Genomic DNA, 19,128 nt, shown 5'->3' with positions numbered 1-19,128 from the left:
GTGAACGCAACGTCGAGGGGATGAAGGAGGAATGCTTGTCCGACCGTAATGTCGCGGGCGGCTCCACCACGGGGCCCTTCGACGCATGGAGGGAACGGACGTACCACGGCATGGGCCCCTCCCGCTGAGCGGCCCGACGGGCCCGGGGACCGCAAGCGCGGCCCCCGGGCCCGCTCCATGCCGCCCTGTCCCCCCCCACCGCTAACCCCGCACCAGAAGTGCCGCCAATGGAGGCCCAAGCGCCAGCGAGTAGGCGAACCCCCAGACGTAGACGGCCAGCAGAGGGCTGGTGACGTCCTTGCGATCCCGCTGCCCGGCGCGCAACCGGGGTGGTGCCGCGTTGCTCCGGGACAGCTGCCCGGTCGGCCCGGACGGCGCGTAGACCAGCTCCGCCGGCTCGTCCGTCCCGGCGGAGCCGGAGTGCACCACCGCCAGCGGCCCCGCGATCTCCTCCGAAGACCCGCCGCCCTGCACCGCGCGCACCGTGTACGAGGCGTCGCGGAGCACGAGGATGCTCGTCCCCCACTCCACCGGCACGGACTCACCGTTCACCGTCACTTCGGGCAGATACTCCTCCCGGTACGCCCGAGAGTTCCGCCGGCCGAACGGCCAGGCATAGCGCAGTACGAGCTGCTGCCCGCCATCCGCCCGCACGGTGGGCCCGAACCAACCGTTCTTAGCAGCCATCGACCCGCCTATCCCGTCACTTCGTTCGCCATGACCAGCAGGACGAACGCGGCCACCAGGACGAGCGCCAGCCGCACATTCCAGTTCCGAAGCCCCGTCGCGGGCGGCGGCACGGGCGCGGAGACAACGATCGGCACCGCCGCACCAGGCCGCACCCACACGTTGAGGACCCGGACGCGGCCCTTCACCACCGTGGTGCTGAACACCGCGGTGGCGTCGCCGCCACCAATTCCCGCACCACGCGACCATCCGTTCTGAGGGAGCACGGACACCCTGCCATCCGGTGCCGTGCTTGCGTTCTCCGTGCTGGAACCTGGCCGGAACTCGCCAGGCGCGTGAGTGTGAGGTGGGGCACGGGGTGGGGTGGGTTGTGTTTTCCAACTTGGTGTGGGGATACTTCGGGTTAGTTGGAGAACACAACGGAGGTGGTGGACGTGCGGGACGCGGTGATCGTGGAGGCGGTGCGGACTCCGGTCGGGAAGGGGAAGGCGAGCGGGGGGCTGCATGATGACCATCCGGCCGACCTGCTGGCTCGCACGCTCAAGGCGCTCGTCCAGCGGGCCGGGGTCGAGCCCGGGGAGGTGGACGACGTCATCGGGGGCGTCGTCACGCAGGTCGGGGACCAGGCGCTCAACCTCACCCGGACGGCCGTGCTCGCCGCCGGGTTCCCCGAGAGCGTCCCGGCGATGACCGTGGACCGGCAGTGCGGGTCGTCCCAGCAGGCGCTGCACCTGGCGGCGCAGGGCGTGCAGAGCGGCGCGTACGACATCGCGATCGCGTGCGGCGTCGAGTCGATGTCGCGGGTGCCGATGGGGTCGAACGTGCTGCCCGGCAGCAACCCGTTCGGGGAGATGCTCGGCGAGCGGTACCCGGACGGGCTCGTCGGGCAGGGCATCAGCGCCGAGCTGATCGCCGACCGGTGGGACCTGGCGCGGGAGGAGCTGGACGCGTTCGCCTACGAGTCGCACCGCCGCGCCTCCGAGGCGTGGAAGAACGGCGAGTTCGACCGGGAGGTCGTCTGGACGGGGCAGTGGGACGAGACCGTCCGTCCCGGGACGTCCCCGGAGATCCTCGCCGGGCTCAAGCCGGCCTACTACGACGAGCGGACGGCCGAGCGGTTCCCGCAGATCGGGTGGAAGGTCACCGCGGGCAACGCCTCACCGGTCAACGACGGCGCCGCGGCCGTGCTGGTCATGGGGGCGGACGTCGCCGAGCGGCTCGGGCTGCGGCCCCGGGCGCGGTTCCACGCGCTCGCGGTGACCGGCGACGACCCGCTGCTGATGCTCACCGCGATCATCCCGGCGACCGAGAAGGTGCTCAAGCGGGCCGGCCTGGGGCTGGACGACATCGACCTGTTCGAGGTGAACGAGGCGTTCGCGCCGGTCGTCCTCGCGTGGCAGCGGGAGACGGGCGCCGACCTGGCGAAGGTCAACGTGCGGGGCGGCGCGATCGCGATCGGGCATCCGCTGGGGGCCAGCGGCGCGCGGATCATGACGACCCTGCTGCACGCCCTGGAGGACCGCGGCGGGCGGTTCGGCCTGCAGACCATGTGCGAGGGCGGCGGCCAGGCCAACGCCACCATCGTCGAGCGGCTCTGACATAGGCTGCGACGTATGCCGAAGGACGCCGCTCCCCGCGAGTGCTCGGTCGCCGACACCCTGGACCTGGTCGGCGAGCGCTGGAGCTTGCTCGTGATCAGGGAGCTGTCCTACGGGGTGCGGCGCTTCGACCAGATCGTCCGCAACACGGGCGCGCCCCGCGACATCCTGACGTCGCGGCTCCGCAAGCTGGAGGCGAACGGCATCGTCCGGCGGGAGCGCTACAGCGACCGTCCGGCGCGCTTCGAGTACCACCTGACGCCGTCGGGCCTGGAGTTGTGCGACGTCCTGCTGGTGCTGATGGCGTGGGGTGACCGGCACCTGCACCCGGACGACCCGCCCGTCCAGTGGCGGCACTCGTGCGGCGAGACGGTCACCCCGGTGGTCGTGTGCCGGCACTGCGGCAATGAGGCCCGTGCCGGCGCGCACTCACCGACGGGCCGCGGCGCCCTGACCTCCTAGCAGGGCCTGGGCGCCGGCCCGGGCCCGCTCGGCGGCCGACGGGTCGCCCTGGACGCCCGCCACCACGATCGCGCCTTCGGCGAGCAGGTAGACCGCCTCGGCAAGCGACGCGTCGACGGCCGAGACCAGCTCGACCACCTGGTCGTGGAAGGCGTCCTTGTGCGCGCGCGCCACGGCCGTGATGGCAGGCGCGGACGGTCCAAGCTCCCCGTGGGCGTTCACCCACGCGCACCCGCGAAACCCCGGCTCGGCGAACCACGCGCCGAGCCAGTCGAACATCGCCAGGACCCGCTCGCGAGGATCGGGCACCGCCCCCACATACTCGGCCAGGCTCCCGCGCCAGCGCCGGTCGCGCCGCTCCAGCATCGCGACGACTAGGGCCTCCTTGGTGGGGAACAGCCGGTACATGCGCTTGAGGGGCAGCGCTGAGGCGGCGCGCAGTTCGTCCATGCCGACCGCTTGGACGCCCTGCCGGTAGAAGAGGTCCTCGGCGACGTCCAGCAGCCGCCGGCGGTCGGACTCCTGCTGCTCCTCGGTGATCGCGGCCGGCATTCGACGCTCCTGGCTTGACGTTGAGAACGGTCGTTCCCTAGATTAGTGGACGCCGATAGAGAACGTACGTTCTCAACACGAGGAGGATCCGATGGCCGACGACCGCCCGCCCTACCCGCCGTTCACCGAGGAGACCGCGCTGCAGAAGGTCCAGGCGGCCGAGGATGCCTGGAACACCCGCGACCCTGAGCGCGTCGCCGCCGCCTACACGCCCGACTCCGTCTGGCGGAACCGCGACCGGTTCGTCACCGGCCGGGACGAGATCATCGCCTTCCTCACCGGGAAGTGGGAGCGCGAGCAGGACTACGCGCTCCGCAAGAGCCTGTGGGGCTTCCGCGGCAACCGGATCGCCGTCCGCTTCCAGTACGAATGGCACGACGCCGCCGGCCAGTGGTGGCGCAGCTACGGCAACGAGCTGTGGGAGTTCGACGACCGCGGCCTGATGCGCCGCCGCGAGGCCAGCATCAACGACGTGCCGATCACCGAGGCCGACCGCCGCATCCACGGCCCCCGCCCCGCCGCCGAGCACGGCCAGGACATACCGCTCCAATAACAGTCAGACGCGACGCCCGGTCGCCTCCCGCAGCACGGCGGCGAGGCGGTCGCGGGCCTCGGTCTGGGCGGCGATGCGCGCGTCCAGCACCGCGAGCCGGTCGAACGCGATCCGCAGGTTCTTCTCGGCCGGCGGTGCGGCGGCCACATCGCCGTCCAGGCACGCGGAGAACGCCCGGACGTCGTCGAGCGTGAGCCCCGCCGCCAGCAGGTGCCGGATGTTGCGCACGCGCACGACCGCGCCCTCGTCGTACATCCGGTACCCGTTGGACGCCCGCCGCGACGAGATCAGTCCCGCCTCCTCGTAGTGCCGCAGCGCGCGCGGCGTCGTCCCCGCGGCCCGGGCCAGCTCCCCGATGCGCATGGCACGATCATCACATGCCGGTCACCCCACGACGGCGCCGCCGTCCACCGGGAACACGACGCCCGTCACGAACGACGCCTCCGGCGCGGCCAGCCGCGTGATCGCCCACGCCACCTCCTCGGGACGCCCGATCCGCCCGAGCGGCGTGTGCTCGACCTGCCATTTCCGGACGGCGGCGAGCTGCTCGTCCGACAGCCCCTGGTGCCTCCCGATCGGGGTGCCGATCGCGCCGGGCGCCACCGCCACGACGCGGACGCCGCGCGGCGCGAGCTCCACCGCCCAGCTCCGGGTGAGCACCTCCAGCGCCGCCTTCGTCGCCGCGTAGAACGCGTTCCCCGGCCACGCCCGCTGCCCGACGGACGTGCTGACGTTGACGATGACCCCGCCGTCGCCCAGCACCTTCAGCGCCGCCTGAGCCAGCAGCACGGGCGCCACGAGGTTCGTCGCGAGCTGCGCGTCCATCGCCTCGGGCGTCGTCGCCTCCAGCGCCCCGCTCCGCACGATCGCGGCATTGTTGACCAGGACGTCCAGCCGTCCGTGGACGTCCCTCACCTGCCGCACGATCTCCTCGGCGGCACCCTCCCCGGTGATGTCGGCGGCCAGCGGGTGGATCAGGCCGTACCCCTCCGCGGTCTCCGCGAGCGGCTCGGCCCGCCGCCCGACGGCCACCACCCGCGTCCCCTCGGCCGCGAACATCCGCGCCGTGGCACGCCCGATCCCCGTCCCGGCTCCGGTAACGAGGGCAACTCTCTCCTGCGAACGCATCTCCATGCGCCCAAGGCTCGAACCCTGCCCCCAACGTCAAGGTCAAGCCGGGTCAGCCCGGCACAACGTTCAGCGCCGCCGCCAACTCCGCGATGGTCGTGTCGGCGCCGGACGCGGCGACGCGGACGACGAGGTCGAACGCCTCGTCCTCGGACAGGCCGGGGCGCTCGCCGTGCAGTGCGAGCAGGACCCGTGCCGCCGTCCAGCCGACGCGCTTGTTCCCGTCCACGAACGGATGGTTGCCGAGCACCGCGTGCAGCAGCGCCGCCGCCTTCTCCGCGGTGGTCGGGAACGCCTCGACCCCGAACGTGACGGTCGACGGCCGGGCGGCGGCGGCCGCGACAAGCCCGGCGTCCCGCACCTGCGCCTCACCGCCGTGCAGGGCCGCGTTGATGGCGACGAGGTCGGACGGGGTGATCACGCGTCCCCCAGCCGGGCGAGCAGCCGCGCGTCCTCGGCCATGACCTCCTGGATCAGCTCCCCGACGCGGGCGCGGTGCGCCTCGTGCCGCTCGAGCCACTCGGTCACCGCGCGGGCGGCCGCCTCCTCCACGGGGATGCCCTCCGCGCCGGCGGCGTCCGCCAGCGCGGTGGTCAGCGCAGCGGGCAGTCTCAGGTCCATGCGGCGAATGCTACGGAGGCGCGGCCCGCGGCTCGACGCGTTTTCAGCGGGTCAGCATTCGATGACGTTCACGGCCAGGCCGCCCCGGCTTGTCTCCTTGTACTTGTCGAGCATGTCGCGGCCGGTGTCGCGCATGGTCTTGATGGCCTTGTCGAGGGTGACGAAGTGGCGGCCGTCCCCGCGCAGAGAGATGCGGGCGGCGCTGATGGCCTTGATGGCGCCGACCGCGTTGCGTTCGATGCAGGGGACCTGGACGAGGCCGCCGACCGGGTCGCAGGTGAGGCCGAGGTTGTGCTCGATGCCGATCTCGGCGGCGTTCTCGACCTGCTCGGGGGTGCCGCCGAGGACCTCGGTGAGGCCGGCGGCGGCCATGGAGCAGGCGGAGCCGACCTCGCCCTGGCAGCCGACCTCGGCGCCGGAGATGGAGGCGTTCTGCTTGAACAGGACGCCGATCGCGCCGGCGGTCAGCAGGAAGCGGACGACGCCCTCGTCGTCGCTCGGGAGGAACCGGTCGCAGTAGTGCAGGACGGCCGGGATGATGCCGGCGGCGCCGTTGGTCGGGGCGGTGACGATGCGGCCGCCGGCGGCGTTCTCCTCGTTGACGGCGAGGGCGAACAGGGTGACCCAGTCCATCGCGTGGAGGGGGTCGGCGGGCTTCTCGGTGGAGAGCTGGCGGTGCAACTGGGGGGCGCGGCGGCGGACCTTCAGGCCGCCGGGGAGCAGGCCCTCGCGGGTGCAGCCGCGGGTGACGCAGGCCCGCATGACCTGCCAGAGGTCGAGGAGGCCCGCGCGGATCTCGGCGGGGGTGCGGCCGAACGCCGTCTCGTTCTCCAGCATGAGCGCGGAGATCGACAGGCCCGTCTCGCGGCAGCGGTCGAGGAGTTCGGCGGCCGTGTCGAACGGGTGCGGGAGGACGGTGTCGTCGGGTTTGATGCGGTCGGCGCCGGTGGCGTTCTCGTCCAGGATGAAGCCGCCGCCGACGGAGTAGTAGACCTTCGCGCGCAGTTCGGCGCCGGTCTCGCCGAGGGCCGTGAAGCGCATGCCGTTGGGGTGGCCGGGGAGCGACTTCTTGCGTTCGAAGTGCAGGTGCTCGTTGACGACGAACGGGATGTCGTGGTCGCCGAACAGGCGCAGGGCGCCGCGTTCGCGGATGGACGCCAGGCGCTCGTCCACGGTGTCGACGTCGACCAGTTCGGGCTTGTCGCCCTCCAGGCCGAGGATGACGGCCTTGTCGCTGCCGTGGCCCTTGCCGGTGAGGCCGAGCGAGCCGTAGAGGACGACCTGGACAGACGCCGTCTTCTCCAACAGCCCGTCGCGTTCCAGGCCGCGGGCGAAGCGGTGCGCGGCGGCCATCGGGCCGCCGGTGTGGGACGAGGACGGGCCGATACCGATCTTGAACAGGTCGAACACGCTGATGGCCATTGCTACCTCGTTGTAGCTGCGCCCCCTCCCGGGGGAGGGGGCGCGGGGACGTCACAGGTTCGGATACAGGGGGTGCTTCTCGGCGAGGGCCGTCACGCGGGCCGCCAGGGCGTCCCGGTCGAAGGACGGCTGCAGGGCCAGCGCGATGACGTCGGCGACCTCGGCGAAGTCCGCGGCGGTGAAGCCGCGGGTGGCGAGGGCCGGGGTGCCGATGCGCAGCCCGGAGGTGACCATCGGCGGGCGCGGGTCGTTCGGCACCGCGTTCCGGTTCACCGTGATGCCGATCTCGTGCAGCCGGTCCTCGGCGTCGCGCCCGGTGAGCTCGGAGTCGACCAGGTCGACCAAGACGAGGTGGACGTCCGTGCCGCCGGTCAGCACCTTCACGCCGGCCTTGGCGGAGTCCTCGGCGAGGAGGCGGTCGGCGAGCAGCTTCGCGCCCTCGACGGTGGCCGCCTGCCGGGCCTTGAACTCCTGCGACGCGGCGATCTTCAGCGCGACGGCCTTGGCGGCGATCACGTGCTCCAGCGGGCCGCCCTGCATGCCCGGGAACACCGCCGAGTTGATCTTCTTGCCGTACTCCTCGCGGGCGAGGATCAGCCCGCCGCGCGGGCCGCCGAGCGTCTTGTGCGTCGTCGTGGTGACGATGTCGGCGTGCGGGACGGGCGAGGGGTGCAGCCCCGCCGCGACGAGCCCCGCGAAGTGCGCCATGTCGACCATGAGCAGCGCGCCGACCGAGTCGGCGATCTTGCGGAACTCGGGGAAGTCGAGCTGGCGCGGGTACGCCGACCAGCCCGCGACGATCATCTTCGGCCGGTGCTCGGCCGCGAGCGCGGCGACCTCGTCCATGTCGACCAGGCCGTCCTCGGCGCGGACGTGGTACGGCACGACGTTCAGCGTCTTGCCGGAGTAGTTCAGCCGCATCCCGTGCGTGAGGTGGCCGCCGTGCGCGAGGTCCAGCCCGAGGATGGTGTCGCCGTGCTGCAGCAGCGCGAAGTACACGGCCGTGTTGGCCTGCGCCCCGCTGTGCGGCTGGACGTTCGCGTGCTCGGCCCCGAACAGCGCCTTGGCGCGGTCGATCGCGAGCTGCTCGGTGACGTCGACGAACTCGCAGCCGCCGTAGTAGCGGCGGCCGGGGTAGCCCTCGGCGTACTTGTTGGTCAGGACGGAGCCCTGCGCCTCCAGCACCGAGACCGGCGCGAAGTTCTCCGACGCGATCATCTCCAGCGTGGACTGCTGGCGGCGCAGCTCCGCGCCGACGGCCTCGGCGACCTCGGGGTCGGCGGCGGCCAGCGACTCGTAGAGGCTCATGACTCCTCGATCAGCTTCTCGTAGGCGGCGGAGTCGAGCAGGTCGCCGGGCTCGTCGGAGATCCGGACCTTGAAGATCCAGCCCTCGCCGTACGGGTCGTCGTTGATGACCTTCGGCTCGTCCACCACGGCGGAGTTGATCGCGGTGATCTCGCCGCTGACCGGAGAGTAGAGGTCGCTGACGGACTTGGTGGACTCGACCTCGCCACAGGGCTCGCCCGCCTCGACGGCGTCGCCCTCGGAGGGCTGCAGCTCGAGGTAGACGATCTCCCCGAGGGCGTCGGCGGCGTGCGCGGTGATGCCGACGGTGACGATGCCGTCCTCACCCCCGATGCCGGACACCCACTCGTGCTCTTCGCTGTAGCGGAGCTGCTCCGGAACGCTCACGATCTCTTCTCTCTCTCAGGAACGCTTGTAGAAGGGCAGGGCCACCACGTCCACCGGCTCGGGCCGGCCGCGGACGTCCACGGCCAGGTCCGTCTCCTCGACGCCGCTGTCGAGGTACGCCAGGGCGATCGGCCTGCCCAGTGTGGGGGAAGGGGCCCCGCTCGTCACGACCCCGCACGGCGTGCCGCCGGACGTGACGACCTGGTACCCCTTCCGCGGCGCGCGACGCCCGCGCGCGACCAGCCCCACGAGCCTACGGCCCGGAGGCGTCGCGGCCTGCGCCGCCAGGGTGGTCTTGCCCACGAAATCGACCGTCTTGTCCAGCTTCACGACCCGGCCGAGGCCCGCCTCGAACGGCGTCGTCTCGGCGGTCAGCTCGTTGCCGTACAGCGGCATGCCCGCTTCGAGGCGCAGCGAGTCGCGCGCGGCGAGGCCCGCCGGGACGACCCCGTCGACCGCGGCGAGCGCCCGCCACAGCGCGACGGCGTCGGCGGCGTCCACGAACAGCTCGAAGCCGTCCTCGCCGGTGTAGCCGGTGCGGGCGATCAGCGCGTCGACGCCCGCGACGCGTCCGGCGAGGATCGCGTAGTACTTGAGGCCGCCCACCGGCGCGTCGGTGAACTCTTCGAGAATTCCCTGCGAGCGCGGGCCCTGCAGCGCGATCAGCGCGTACGCGGCCGAACGGTCGTCGACGGCCGCCTCGAAGCCGGTGGCGCGCTCGGCCAGGGCGTCCCGGACGACGTCGGAATTGGCCGCGTTCGCGACGACCATCCAGGTCTCGTCCGCCAGCCGGTAGACGATCAGGTCGTCGAGGACGCCGCCGTCCGGCGCGCAGATCATCGTGTAGCGGGCCTTGCCGACCGCCATCGGCGACAGGTTCCCGACCAGCGCGTAGTCGAGCGCGGCTCCCGCGTCCGGCCCGGAGAGGAAGATCTCCCCCATGTGCGACAGGTCGAACAGGCCGGCCCCGGTGCGGACGGCCTGGTGCTCGGCGGTCTCGCTCTTGTAGCGCAGCGGCATCAGATAGCCGGCGAAGTCGACGAGGTTCGCGCCGAGGTCCTGGTGGACGTCGTGCAGCGGAGTGGTCTTCGGTTCGGCGGACATGGGTTCGGCGGACATGGGTTCGGCTCCTTCGTCACGGGCGCGCGTGGTCCATCGTCCCACTCGCGCACCGGGCGTTTCGGTGCCTCCCCCTCTGTCATCGGCGCCTGAGAGCTTCACCCGCCGCCGGGCGGCGGGTTTTCACCTTCGGCGGGGGACCGGGTCCCCGCTTTCCAGAGGTCGCCTTGCCCGTGCGGTCCGTGGGCCTGAGAGGTTCCGGGGAGGATTTGCTCCTTCGGCGTCCCACACCGGCTGCGTGGGACTCTCCCGCACGGGGTCAACGGCTTTCCGCCAAATCTAGCAGCGGCCCCGCCCGGCGACCACCCGGCGACCGCCCGCCCTCACTCCGTCGGCGGCGGCGACGCCGACATCGACTTCACGCAGGTCCGCAGCGCCGCCTTGATCTTCTCCAGGTCCTTCTTCGCGGGGGTGTACGTCGGGTTCGGCGACGGCAGCTCCACGCCCTGCTCGTGCATGCAGTCGTTGAACGCCTTGGTCGCCTTCGACACCCCCGGCGGGACGGGCGTGGCCGTGGCGTTTCCCTTGTCGGACGCCGTCCCGGACGGCGCCGAAGCCGGTGCCGAGGCCGCCGGCGTGGGCGGCGCCGACGCCCCCGCGTCCCCGCCGCCGTCGTCGGAGCCTCCGCACCCGCTGAGCGCCAGACCCAGCGCCAGCACCGCTACAAGACCGCGCTTCAAGGTGACTACCTCCATGGACCGGGGTGAGATCGCTCATCATGCGCGCGTCGGCCGCCCCGCCGCTATCAAGGCGCATGCCAATGCCGCCGCCGCGACTTAGCACCTCTCCTCAAATCGGGCGCCCCGATCGGACGTCCCCGCGGCACCGGTTCGTTGATTGTCTTAAACCAGGACAGGACGGGTCGCGTACTCTGAGTTGGTCGTTGGAGATCACCCGCGGTGGGCGCGGGCGGACGAGCTGAGGGGCATGCCGGATGGTCTACCTGGCAGGGATGCTGATCCTGTTCTTCGGCCTGCTGGTGTCCATCGCGCTGCACGAACTCGGGCACTTCTCGTTCGCCAAGCTGTTCAAGGTGCGGACCACCCAGTTCATGGTCGGGTTCGGCCCGACGATGTGGTCCAAGCGCAAGGGCGAGACCGAGTACGGGGTGAAGTGGATCCCGCTCGGCGGCTACATCCGCATGATCGGGATGCTGCCGCCGCGCAAGGGCGACGCGCCCGGGCAGGTGCGGCAGGTCAGCACCGGGCCGTGGCAGGGCCTCATCGAGTCGGCGCGCGGCGCCGCGCTGGAGGAGATCCGCCCCGGCGACGAGGACCGCGTGTTCTACGCCAAGAAGTGGTGGCAGAAGCTGCTCATCATGTTCGGCGGGCCCGCGATGAACCTGCTGCTGTCGGTGATGTTCTTCGCCATCCTGCTGATGGGCATCGGCACCATGCGGGCGCAGCCGGTGATCGGCGAGGTCCTCGAATGCATGGTGCCCGCCAGCCAGTCCCAGACGAAGGAGTGCCCGGCGAACGCCACGCCGACCCCGGCCGCGCAGGCGGGGCTCAAGCCCGGCGACGAGATCGTCGCGTTCGGCGGCAAGAAGATCGACGACTACGACGAGCTGCGGGTGCTGATCCGCGACAACGGCGGCAAGACCGTCCCGATGACCGTCGAGCGGGACGGGCGGGACGTCCAGCTGAACGTGCCGGTCACCCGCAACCAGATGTACGACCTGGAGGACCAGGACAAGATCGTCAACGTCGGGTTCCTCGGCATCACCCCGACCAGCGCGATCGAGCGGCAGGGCCCCGGCGCGGTCGCGAGCACGATGGTCGACCTGACCAGCCGCACCGCGGGCGCCCTGGTGCGGATGCCGCAGAAGATGGTCGGCGTCTGGAACGCCGCCTTCAGCGACGAGAAGCGCGACCCGAACGGCCCGGTCGGCGTCGTCGGCGTCAGCCGGATCGGCGGCGAGGTCGCCGCCTCCGACGACTACACCAACGCGGAGAAGGTGTCCTTCTTCGTGATGCTGCTCGGCTCGCTGAACCTCGCGGTCGGGCTGTTCAACCTCGTCCCGCTGCTGCCGCTGGATGGCGGCCACATCGCCGGCGCGCTGCTGGAGGCGGTGAAGAAGGCGTTCGCGAAGGTCTTCCGCCGCCCCGACCCCGGCTACGTGGACGTCGCCAAGGCGCTGCCGGTGACGTACGTGATGGCGGTCGTGCTGATCGTCATGGGCGGCCTGCTGATCTACGCCGACCTGGTGAACCCGGTCACCGTCACGGGGTAGCGGGCAGCTCGCCGGTCTTCAGGAACGCGTTCAGCGCGGCCAGGTAGGGCGCTATGTCGAGGCCCTGCCCGGCCAGCCACGCGTCCGACCCGTAGGTGCCCGCGTAGCGCTCGCCGCCGTCGCAGATCAGCGTGACGACGCTGCCGCGCTCGCCGCGCGCCCGCATCTGCGCGATCAGCTCCGCCGCGCCCCACATGTTCGTGCCGGTCGAGCCGCCGACGCTGCGGCCGCTGACCTCGCTCGTCCAGCGCATCGCCGCGACGGACGCCGCGTCCGGCACCTGGATCATCCGGTCGATGACGGTCGGCAGGAACGACGGCTCGACGCGCGGCCGGCCGATGCCCTCGATCCGCGAGCCCGCCGCCGTCCGCTCCGGGTCGCCGTCGGCGAACGAGCCGTGGAACGCCGAGCCCTCCGGGTCGACGACGGCGAGCCGCGTCTGGAACATCCGGTACCGGGCGTACCGGCCGATCGTCGCGGACGTCCCGCCGGTGCCCGCGCCGACCACCACCCAGGACGGCTCCGGGAACCGCTCCAGCCGCATCTGCTCGAAGATCGACTCGGCGATGTTGTTGTTGCCGCGCCAGTCCGTCGCGCGCTCGGCGTAGGTGAACTGGTCCATGAAGTGGCCGTTGCACTCGGCCGCGAGCCGCCGCGACTCGTCGTAGATCGAGGACGGGTCGTCCACCAGATGGCAGCGGCCGCCCTGGAACTCGATCAGCTGGATCTTCTCCGGGCTGGTCGAGGCGGGCATCACCGCGATGAACGGCAGCCCGAGCAGCCGCGCGAAGTACGCCTCCGACACCGCCGTGGACCCGCTGGACGCCTCGATGACCGTCGTGTCCTGCCGGATCCAGCCGTTCGCGAGCCCGTACAGGAACAGCGACCGGGCGAGCCGGTGCTTCAGCGAACCGGTCGGGTGGACGGACTCGTCCTTCAGATAGAGGTCGATGCCCCATTCCGGCGGCAGCGGGAACACGTGCAGGTGCGTGTCGGCGCTGCGGTTGGCGTCGGCGTCGACGAGCCGGATCGCCTCGGCGATCCACGCCCGGTATCCGGGATCGCAGCGGTCCACGGTACGGCTCACGGCGGCCTTCCCCTCGATCGTCGCTGATCGGCCGGGTCCCACGATATCCGTGCATGTCGCGGTGCATGATGGAGGCATCGGGGGGCAGATGATCGAGATGTTCGACGAGCGGATCACGGCGGCCGGGCGGCTGCCGCTGTTCGGCTTCTTCGTCGCGTTCCTCGTCACGTTCGTGCTGACGCGGATCAACGTGCGGCTCATCCGCGCGGACGTGCGCTGGTGGTTCCGCAACATCACCGCGGGCGACCTGCACATCCACCACGTCGTGTTCGGCGTGGTGCTGATGCTGGCGGGCGGCGTGGGGAGCCTCGCCGTCCCGGACGCCTACACCGGCCTCAACGTGGCGGCCGCCGTCGTCTTCGGCATGGGCTCCGCCCTCGTGCTGGACGAGTTCGCCCTGATCCTGCACCTCAGCGACGTGTACTGGACGGAGAAGGGCCGCGCGTCCGTCGACGCGGTGTTCGTCGCGATCGCCGTCACGGGCCTGCTCCTGCTCGGCATCCGCCCGCTGGGCTACGAGGGCATCGCGCCCGACCCCGGCACCGGCATCCTCACCCGCGTCTACGTCGCGTCCCTCGTCGTGAACCTGGTGTTCGCGGTGATCACCCTGCTCAAGGGCAAGATCTGGACGGGCCTCATCGGCCTGTTCATGCCCGCCCTGCTGATCGTCGGCGCGATCCGGGTGGCGCGGCCGGGCTCACCCTGGGCGCGCTGGCGCTACGCCCCCGACTCGCGCCGCCACCAGCGGGCCGTCCGGCGCGAGCGGCAGTTCCGCCGCCCGCTGATCCGCGGCAAGATCTGGGTGCAGGAGTTCATCGCGGGACGGCACGACCTCCTTCCGCCCGAGCTGCTGCAGCGCGGCGCCGACGCCGCCGAGCGCGCCCGGCTGCGCCGCCTCGAACGGGCGGAGCGCCGCGCCGGCGCCCGCGCCCAGCGCAAGGCCAGGGCCCGCGCCGACCGCCGGGCCGAGCGCCGCGCCGCCCGCCGCGCGGCCCGCGGCGTCCGCCGCCAGTTCGCCGCGCGCGGCGGCGCCGCCGCCCGCCGCGAGACGACCCGCACCCTGCCCGGCGTGGGCAGCCGCGCCGCGTCCCGCATGCGCGCCCGCGCCGCCGCCCGCCGCGCCCGCCGCCCGCGCGACGACTTCGCGGGGCGCCTGCGCCCCGGCGGCCGCGTCCCGCCGCCCCCGGAGAAGCCCGCCGCCCCGACCCCGGGCAAGCGCGACGCCTAGTCCATGACGGGAACGCCTAGTCCATGACGGGGGCGACGGCGCGCACGGTCTCGATCGTGTCGGCCTCGCCGGCGCTCTTGTCGGGCCGGTACCGCAGCACCCGCGCGAACCGCAGCGCGATGCCGCCCGGGTAGCGCGGGCTGTGCTGCACGCCGTCGAACGCGATCTCCACGACCAGCTCGGGCCGGACGTGCACGACCCAGTCGTCCTCCCGCACGGCCAACTCGCGGAGCTTCTTCGTCTGCCACGCGAGCAGCTCGTCCGTGAGCCCCTTGAACGTCTTCCCGAGCATCACGAACCCGCCGGTCTCGGGATCCCGCGCACCCAGATGCAGATTGGACAGCAACCCCTGCCGCCGCCCGTGCCCCCACTCCACGGCCAGCACCACGAGATCGAGGGTGTGCCGGGGCTTCACCTTGATCCACCCGGCCCCGCGCCGCCCGGCCGTGTACGGCGTGCCGAGCGACTTGACCACAACCCCCTCATGCCCCCGCGCCACAGCCTCGTCGAACACTTCCTTGGCCCGCACAGGATCCCCGGTGACGACCCGCGGCATCCGCAACCCCTCCGGCACGACCCGCGCCAGCGCCGCGTTCCGCTCAACCCCCGGCGCATCCAGCAAATCCCCGCCGGCCACAGACTCCCCGCCGACGTCGTCGGCAGCACCGTCGGCCACCTCACCCGTGCTGCTTGTGCTGCCTGGAGTGCTTGGGGCGGGTTCGGTGGGGGTGGGGGTCTCCTCCAGGTAGAGGACGTCGAAGATGTAGATGCTCAGGGGGACCTGGTCGGTGGTCTTCGTGGTGCGGGTGGCGGTGCGGGCGGCGGTCACTTGGAAGGGGTGGGGGGTGCCGTCCGGGCGTAGGGCTATCAGTTCGCCGTCGAAGACGGCCTTGTGGACGGGGAGTGCCTTCACCGCCTCCACCACCTCGGGGAGGCGGGTGGTGATCTCGTCCAGAGTGCGGGTGAAGATGTGTACTTCGCCGTCGGCTATGTGGATCTGGGCTCGGATGCCGTCGAGCTTCCATTCGACCGCCGCTTCGGCCTTGAGCTTGGCGAACGCCTCGTCGGTGGACGGGGCCGAGGCGGCCAGCATGGGTTTGACCGGGCGGCCCACCTCCAACGTGAAGGCGCGGAGGGCGGCGACGCCGTCGGCCAGGGCGGCGGTGGCCACTGGGCCCAGGGAGCCGCGCAGCATGAAGGCGCGCCGGACCTCGGCGGACGGCACCTCGGCCGCCGCTGCGATCGCTTCGGCCATCACGCCGTCCAGGGCGCCCTGGCGGAGTTCGCCTGCCAGGAGGCGGACGAGGAAGTTCTGCTCGGCTCGGGTGGCGCGGGCGAAGAGGGCGGCGACCAGGTCGCGGCGGCGGGCGACGGAGCCGGGGCCGGAGACGGCGCCGATCTCGGTGAAGGACGCGTCGACCTCGGGGACGGTCAGCGACGGCTCGGCGGCGGGCGGTGGGAGATCCCGCAGGGCGGCGTAGCCGACGCCGATCTGGCGTTGCGGCAGCTCACCCGACAGGTAGGCGACCACGGTGGCGGCCTCGCCGGCGTCGGCCCGGCGCAGGCACCCGGCGAGCGCCGTTACCTTGGCCTTGCGGCCCGAGGTGCCCGCCACCGCCTCCGACGTCCGGGCGATCTCCGCTATCAGCACCCTCCCAGTGTGACTCCGGGGTCTGACAATCGGCACCGCCGGGGGGCCTGGTCAGCGGCGGCGCGCCTGACTACGTTGACGGGAGGCGGGCCATGACGCGACGGGGGAGTGAGGAGCGGGACGTGGGGCTGCACCCTCCGGCCGAACCGTTCCACCGGCCGTACGCGGGGCCGGAGCCGCCGTCTCCGGCGCGGCGGCCCAAGCGGCTGATCGTGCTGCTGGTGGCGGCCGTCGCGTTCGCGGGTGCGGCCGTGGCGGTGTTCCTCGTGGTGCCCGGCGGGAAGACGGAACGGGCCGCGGTGACGCCCAGTACGGCCGCGCCCTCGCCTGCTGAGACGGTGCCGGGAGTCGTCCGGGCGCTGCCGCCGGCGTGCGGGACGGTGGCGGCGCAGACCGTGGCCAAGGCGGTCCCGAAGGCGGCGCAGCGGCAGAGCGCGAACTCGACGCTCACCACGTGCACGTACACCTCGAAGGAGTCGGCGTTCCGCTGGCTGCGGGTGGAGGCGCGGCTGTACGCGCCCGCGCACACCGCGACGCCGGTGCGGGACGCCGAGAGCTACTACGACGCGCAGTGGACGCAGGCGCACGACGCCCCGCTCGTCCGGACGATCGCGCTGGAGCGGGAGCAGGGCGTGGGGGACGAGGCGTACCGCTGGTTCATGGCCGACCAGGGGCAGCCGACGCTGGTCGGCCAGGTCACGGCCCGGGTCCGGAACGCGGTAGTCACGGTCAGCTACAGCGAGGAGGCGCCGCGCGGCGGCGGCCAGGCGGCGCGGGAGCGGGCGGTGCTCGGCACGGCCACGGGCGTGGCCCGCGAAGTGCTCACCGCGCTAAACGATTTCTGACCTGATTTGGCCGATCATGGCATATTTACTGTCAGCACCTTCTAAGGTGATTCGGTAATGGGGAGGCAGTATGCCGATCATGCTCCCGCGCCAGGCATGTGATCGGGGTGCTGAGACGCCTGGGAGGAGGAGGTCGACGACGTGAACGCGCGATCGGATGGAGTGTCCTGGGTGAGATAACCCCAGGCAGATGGCCGTGTTCGTCGATGGGCCGCGGAGTGGACCCCGCTCCGCGGCCCTTTTGTCGCTCTTGTCTGGACCATTGGCCGGTATTCACGAACCGCTTTCTAATAAGCGTTTCGATGTCAAGATAAATGGGGTGGGTCAGGCGTGCAGGAGGCCGGCGTTGATCCACACCTCGCGCGCCCGGCCGTCCAGGAACCCGACCTCGTCGAAGAAAGCGGTGCATTTCCGGAACGACCACGCCAGCGTGGCGCGGCGGTGCGGGCTGCGCGCCGCCACGCGGCGTGCGAGCTTCGGGTCCAGCCCCACCGCCGTGTAGCAGGACGGGTGGATCATCTGCGTGGCCAGCAGCCGGGTCGCCTGCGCCATCCAGTAGGCCGCCGCCCGCCGCTGGAGCGCCGAGGCCTTGACGACCAGCCGCTTCAGCTCCTCGCGCGCGTACTTGATGTGCCGCGCCTCCTCGATCACGTGGATCCGGGTGACCTGCCGGATCAGCGGCTGCATGTCCTCGTCCGGGAACGTCAGCCGCTGGAACGCGTCGGTCAGCTCCTCCACGACGAGAGTCCCGGCGAACATCGGCATCGGGTCGTACACGGCCCCGAACAGCTTCGCGGCGTGGTACTCCAGGGCGCGCGGCCGGTGCGTGCGCAGCCCGCAGGTCCGCACCATGCGGCCGAACATCTTCGAGTGCCGGCACTCGTCGGCGATCTCCGTCAGCGCGTACGCGAAGTGGCCGCTGTCGTAGCGGTGCCGGTAGGCGTGCATGAGCAGCGACTGCATCAGCATCATCTCCGACCAGATGCCGAAGGAGGCGATGCTGCACATCTCCCGCTTGCTGAGCTCCACGCGCTGCCGGTGCGTGAGGCCGTCCCACAGCGGCGTCTCGTAGAGCGACACGAGCTGCGGCGGGATGTAGAAGACGTCCGGGTCCTGGGGCGCGGCCCAGTCGACGTCCGCGTCCGGATCGAACGAGTGCTTGCGGGACGTCCGCAGCAGCCGTTCGGCGACGACCTCGCGGTCGGTCAGCTCCAGCGTGTGGTCGCCGTCCTTGCAGCGGATCTGGGCCGTCCACGTGCGCGGACGGCCGTCGACCAGCAGTGCGTCGGGGGGCATGGATCCTTCTCCTCTTACGGCATGGAGGGTCGGGGGCCGCGCCCGGCGCGGACGTCAGCCCTGGGGGGTGGGGATTCTGGCCAGCAGGCGCAGGGACGCGGGGGACACCCGGGACAGGGTGTGCAGGAGGTGGCCCTCGAAGTTCACGGGGACCACGGCCTTGTTCTTGACGATGGCGTTGACGACCCGCTCGGCGACCTTCTCCGGCGGGTAGTTGCGCAGCTGGATGGCCTTCTGGCCGCGCTGCCGCAGCTTCTCGGGGGACCCGTCGACGTAGGTCCCGTTCTTGACGAGGTCGGTGCTGACGAAGCCGGGGCAGACGGCGGTGACGCCGATCCGCGACCCCGCCAGCTCCGCGCGCAGCGACTCGCTGAGCATCAGCACGGCGGCCTTCGTCGTGCAGTAGGCGGGCATGCCGCGCCACGGCGCGAACGCGGAGGCGGACGCGATGTTGACGATGTGGCCGCCGAGGTTCGGCTTGTCGGGCTTGTTGGGCAGGGCGTTGACGCGGTCGCGCATCTGCCGGCCGAACAGCCGGCAGCCGTGGATGACGCCCCACAGGTTGACGCCGAGGATGCGGTCCCAGTCCTCCGGCTCGGTGTCCAGGAACGGCCCGGCCAGCGCGATGCCCGCGTTGTTGACCACGATGTCGGGGACGCGGTGCGCCTCCTTCACCTCGGCGGCGAACGCCTCCATCGCGGCGGCGTCGGAGACGTCCACCCGGTAGGCGGTGCCGCCGGCGCCGACGGCCTTCGCGCGGGCGGCGGTGCGCTCCGCCGCGGCCAGGTCGATGTCGGCCGCGATGACGCTCGCGCCGCCCTCGGCCAGGGCGAGCGCGGTGGCGCGGCCGATGCCGCTGCCGGCTCCGGTGACGACGGCGAGCGCGCCGTCGAAGTGCGCGAGTGGCATCCAGACCTCCGTGTGCGGACGAGTAGCTCTCGGATCGAGTGAT

The 19,128-nt window shown here is 71.9% G+C and carries 22 protein-coding genes and 1 riboswitch; of the genes, 6 read left to right on the top strand and 16 right to left on the bottom strand.

Going from position 1 to position 19,128, the window contains the following annotated elements; all coding sequences use genetic code 11:
* Positions 1-201 precede the first annotated feature (201 nt).
* Together HUT06_RS35440 and HUT06_RS35435 are read right to left on the bottom strand one after the other, a co-directional pair.
* Positions 202-558, bottom strand: a complete 357-nt coding sequence (locus HUT06_RS35440; RefSeq protein WP_176199700.1) for a hypothetical protein — start codon at positions 556-558, stop codon at positions 202-204.
* A gap of 137 nt (positions 559-695) precedes the next feature.
* Positions 696-893 (bottom strand): hypothetical protein, encoded by a 198-nt coding sequence (locus HUT06_RS35435; RefSeq protein WP_217711591.1) that lies wholly within the window; start codon positions 891-893, stop codon positions 696-698.
* Positions 894-1,121: 228 nt separating this feature from the next.
* On the opposite strand from HUT06_RS35435, the gene HUT06_RS35430 reads away from it, so the two are divergent.
* A complete protein-coding gene (locus tag HUT06_RS35430) occupies positions 1,122-2,285 on the top strand; it encodes a thiolase family protein (protein WP_176201837.1) in 1,164 nt (387 codons plus the stop codon).
* A 15-nt stretch (positions 2,286-2,300) separates the two neighbouring features.
* Positions 2,301-2,747, top strand: a complete 447-nt coding sequence (locus HUT06_RS35425) for a helix-turn-helix domain-containing protein (protein WP_176199698.1) — start codon at positions 2,301-2,303, stop codon at positions 2,745-2,747.
* Here HUT06_RS35425 and HUT06_RS35420 read toward each other — a convergent pair.
* Positions 2,715-3,299 carry a TetR/AcrR family transcriptional regulator gene (locus tag HUT06_RS35420; protein ID WP_176199697.1) on the bottom strand — a complete coding sequence of 195 codons (585 nt, stop codon included), beginning with the start codon at positions 3,297-3,299 and terminating at the stop codon, positions 2,715-2,717. The genes HUT06_RS35425 and HUT06_RS35420 overlap by 33 nt on opposite strands.
* A 91-nt stretch (positions 3,300-3,390) precedes the next feature.
* On the opposite strand from HUT06_RS35420, the gene HUT06_RS35415 reads away from it, so the two are divergent.
* Positions 3,391-3,852, top strand: a complete 462-nt coding sequence (locus HUT06_RS35415; RefSeq protein ID WP_176199696.1) for a nuclear transport factor 2 family protein — start codon at positions 3,391-3,393, stop codon at positions 3,850-3,852.
* A 3-nt stretch (positions 3,853-3,855) separates the two neighbouring features.
* On the opposite strand, the gene HUT06_RS35410 is transcribed toward HUT06_RS35415, so the two are convergent.
* From HUT06_RS35410 to HUT06_RS35370, 9 genes are all read right to left on the bottom strand, one after another.
* Positions 3,856-4,215, bottom strand: a complete 360-nt coding sequence (locus tag HUT06_RS35410; protein WP_176199695.1) for a MerR family transcriptional regulator — start codon at positions 4,213-4,215, stop codon at positions 3,856-3,858.
* A 21-nt stretch (positions 4,216-4,236) separates the two neighbouring features.
* Complete coding sequence (locus HUT06_RS35405) at positions 4,237-4,986, bottom strand: SDR family NAD(P)-dependent oxidoreductase (protein ID WP_176199694.1); 750 nt, start codon at positions 4,984-4,986, stop codon at positions 4,237-4,239.
* Between the two features lie 46 nt (positions 4,987-5,032).
* The gene (locus HUT06_RS35400) at positions 5,033-5,401 is read right to left on the bottom strand and encodes a type II toxin-antitoxin system death-on-curing family toxin (protein WP_176199693.1); all 369 of its coding nucleotides are present in this window, start codon (positions 5,399-5,401) and stop codon (positions 5,033-5,035) included.
* Entirely contained in the window at positions 5,398-5,601 is a 204-nt protein-coding gene (locus tag HUT06_RS35395; protein WP_176199692.1) for a hypothetical protein, read from the bottom strand. The genes HUT06_RS35400 and HUT06_RS35395 overlap by 4 nt, the downstream gene beginning before the upstream one ends.
* Before the next feature lie 51 nt (positions 5,602-5,652).
* Positions 5,653-7,023 (bottom strand): L-serine ammonia-lyase, encoded by a 1,371-nt coding sequence (locus HUT06_RS35390; RefSeq protein ID WP_176199691.1) that lies wholly within the window; start codon positions 7,021-7,023, stop codon positions 5,653-5,655.
* 51 nt (positions 7,024-7,074) lie between these two features.
* Positions 7,075-8,331, bottom strand: a complete 1,257-nt coding sequence (glyA, locus tag HUT06_RS35385; protein ID WP_176199690.1) for a serine hydroxymethyltransferase — start codon at positions 8,329-8,331, stop codon at positions 7,075-7,077.
* Complete coding sequence (gene gcvH, locus HUT06_RS35380; protein ID WP_176199689.1) at positions 8,328-8,717, bottom strand: glycine cleavage system protein GcvH; 390 nt, start codon at positions 8,715-8,717, stop codon at positions 8,328-8,330. The genes glyA and gcvH overlap by 4 nt, the downstream gene beginning before the upstream one ends.
* A gap of 15 nt (positions 8,718-8,732) precedes the next feature.
* Complete coding sequence (gene gcvT / locus HUT06_RS35375) at positions 8,733-9,836, bottom strand: glycine cleavage system aminomethyltransferase GcvT (protein ID WP_217711590.1); 1,104 nt, start codon at positions 9,834-9,836, stop codon at positions 8,733-8,735.
* A 166-nt stretch (positions 9,837-10,002) separates the two neighbouring features.
* A riboswitch (glycine riboswitch) is annotated at positions 10,003-10,098 on the bottom strand.
* Positions 10,099-10,159: 61 nt separating this feature from the next.
* The gene (locus tag HUT06_RS35370) at positions 10,160-10,531 is read right to left on the bottom strand and encodes a hypothetical protein (protein ID WP_176199688.1); all 372 of its coding nucleotides are present in this window, start codon (positions 10,529-10,531) and stop codon (positions 10,160-10,162) included.
* 239 nt (positions 10,532-10,770) lie between these two features.
* Between HUT06_RS35370 and HUT06_RS35365 the strand changes: the two genes are divergently transcribed.
* Positions 10,771-12,069, top strand: a complete 1,299-nt coding sequence (locus HUT06_RS35365; RefSeq protein WP_176199687.1) for an RIP metalloprotease — start codon at positions 10,771-10,773, stop codon at positions 12,067-12,069.
* Here HUT06_RS35365 and HUT06_RS35360 read toward each other — a convergent pair.
* A complete protein-coding gene (locus HUT06_RS35360) occupies positions 12,059-13,156 on the bottom strand; it encodes a PLP-dependent cysteine synthase family protein (protein WP_254715553.1) in 1,098 nt (365 codons plus the stop codon). The genes HUT06_RS35365 and HUT06_RS35360 overlap by 11 nt on opposite strands.
* A gap of 88 nt (positions 13,157-13,244) precedes the next feature.
* On the opposite strand from HUT06_RS35360, the gene HUT06_RS35355 reads away from it, so the two are divergent.
* Positions 13,245-14,384: a hypothetical protein gene (locus HUT06_RS35355; protein ID WP_254715552.1), complete on the top strand. Its 1,140-nt coding sequence runs from the start codon at positions 13,245-13,247 to the stop codon at positions 14,382-14,384.
* Between the two features lie 16 nt (positions 14,385-14,400).
* Here the strand turns inward: HUT06_RS35355 and HUT06_RS35350 are convergent, their stop codons facing one another.
* Positions 14,401-16,035 (bottom strand): ATP-dependent DNA ligase, encoded by a 1,635-nt coding sequence (locus tag HUT06_RS35350; RefSeq protein WP_176199685.1) that lies wholly within the window; start codon positions 16,033-16,035, stop codon positions 14,401-14,403.
* Positions 16,036-16,157: 122 nt separating this feature from the next.
* On the opposite strand from HUT06_RS35350, the gene HUT06_RS35345 reads away from it, so the two are divergent.
* On the top strand, positions 16,158-16,880 hold the full coding sequence (locus HUT06_RS35345; RefSeq protein ID WP_176199684.1) for a hypothetical protein: 723 nt from the start codon (positions 16,158-16,160) through the stop codon (positions 16,878-16,880).
* A gap of 324 nt (positions 16,881-17,204) precedes the next feature.
* Here the strand turns inward: HUT06_RS35345 and HUT06_RS35340 are convergent, their stop codons facing one another.
* Together HUT06_RS35340 and HUT06_RS35335 are read right to left on the bottom strand one after the other, a co-directional pair.
* Positions 17,205-18,176 carry a diiron oxygenase gene (locus HUT06_RS35340; protein WP_176199683.1) on the bottom strand — a complete coding sequence of 324 codons (972 nt, stop codon included), beginning with the start codon at positions 18,174-18,176 and terminating at the stop codon, positions 17,205-17,207.
* 54 nt (positions 18,177-18,230) lie between these two features.
* Positions 18,231-19,085 carry an SDR family NAD(P)-dependent oxidoreductase gene (locus HUT06_RS35335; protein ID WP_176199682.1) on the bottom strand — a complete coding sequence of 285 codons (855 nt, stop codon included), beginning with the start codon at positions 19,083-19,085 and terminating at the stop codon, positions 18,231-18,233.
* Positions 19,086-19,128: the final 43 nt, after the last annotated feature.

The sequence above is a fragment of the Actinomadura sp. NAK00032 genome (assembly GCF_013364275.1).
In the GTDB taxonomy this organism is placed as follows: Bacteria; Actinomycetota; Actinomycetes; order Streptosporangiales; family Streptosporangiaceae; genus Spirillospora.
The sequence above is the reverse complement of the archived record's forward strand: the minus strand, read 5'-3'. Positions and strand labels throughout refer to the sequence as shown.

Bases quoted from the DNA above. Each gene is read 5' to 3' on its own strand.
- HUT06_RS35390 (WP_176199691.1), bottom strand. From the start codon at position 7,023: ATGGCCATCAGCGTGTTCGACCTGTTCAAGATCGGTATCGGCCCGTCC.
- HUT06_RS35395 (WP_176199692.1), bottom strand. From the start codon at position 5,601: ATGGACCTGAGACTGCCCGCTGCGCTGACCACCGCGCTGGCGGACGCC.
- HUT06_RS35425 (WP_176199698.1), top strand. From the start codon at position 2,301: ATGCCGAAGGACGCCGCTCCCCGCGAGTGCTCGGTCGCCGACACCCTG.
- glyA (WP_176199690.1), bottom strand. From the start codon at position 8,331: ATGAGCCTCTACGAGTCGCTGGCCGCCGCCGACCCCGAGGTCGCCGAG.
- HUT06_RS35405 (WP_176199694.1), bottom strand. From the start codon at position 4,986: ATGGAGATGCGTTCGCAGGAGAGAGTTGCCCTCGTTACCGGAGCCGGG.
- gcvT (WP_217711590.1), bottom strand. From the start codon at position 9,836: ATGTCCGCCGAACCCATGTCCGCCGAACCGAAGACCACTCCGCTGCAC.
- HUT06_RS35355 (WP_254715552.1), top strand. From the start codon at position 13,245: ATGATCGAGATGTTCGACGAGCGGATCACGGCGGCCGGGCGGCTGCCG.
- HUT06_RS35420 (WP_176199697.1), bottom strand. From the start codon at position 3,299: ATGCCGGCCGCGATCACCGAGGAGCAGCAGGAGTCCGACCGCCGGCGG.
- HUT06_RS35415 (WP_176199696.1), top strand. From the start codon at position 3,391: ATGGCCGACGACCGCCCGCCCTACCCGCCGTTCACCGAGGAGACCGCG.
- HUT06_RS35410 (WP_176199695.1), bottom strand. From the start codon at position 4,215: ATGCGCATCGGGGAGCTGGCCCGGGCCGCGGGGACGACGCCGCGCGCG.
- HUT06_RS35335 (WP_176199682.1), bottom strand. From the start codon at position 19,085: ATGCCACTCGCGCACTTCGACGGCGCGCTCGCCGTCGTCACCGGAGCC.
- HUT06_RS35340 (WP_176199683.1), bottom strand. From the start codon at position 18,176: ATGCCCCCCGACGCACTGCTGGTCGACGGCCGTCCGCGCACGTGGACG.
- HUT06_RS35370 (WP_176199688.1), bottom strand. From the start codon at position 10,531: ATGGAGGTAGTCACCTTGAAGCGCGGTCTTGTAGCGGTGCTGGCGCTG.
- HUT06_RS35365 (WP_176199687.1), top strand. From the start codon at position 10,771: ATGGTCTACCTGGCAGGGATGCTGATCCTGTTCTTCGGCCTGCTGGTG.